At 39.5% G+C, this 301-nt stretch carries 1 pseudogene; it reads right to left on the minus strand.

Features of this window, described 5'->3' with window-relative positions:
- Positions 1-301, minus strand: a pseudogene (locus JKP73_RS22630) (ribonuclease J); the annotation flags it as partial.

The raw sequence follows: 301 nt of genomic DNA on the forward strand, positions 1-301 counted from the left end.
TCCCATTTGCAATTCGAGAAAGAGCTGCCATTGGCTCACCTTGTGAACCCGTACAAAGTATGGTTACCTCTTGTGCAGGCAATCGATTGATTTGATTCGCATCGATAAATGTGTTTTTAGGGGCCTGAATATAACCTAACTCTTGTCCAAGGTTGATAGCTGATTCCATACTCCTGCCAAAACCAGCAATCTTTCTATTGTTTTTAACAGCTGCTTCTACAACTTGTTGAAGTCGGTAGATATTCGATGCAAATGTAGCAAAAATTACTCTACCATCTACTCTGCTGAAAATATCCTTTAT

Origin of the sequence: Virgibacillus salexigens (assembly GCF_014905415.1) — a bacterium.
Classification (GTDB): Bacteria; Bacillota; Bacilli; order Bacillales; family Amphibacillaceae; genus Virgibacillus; species Virgibacillus salexigens.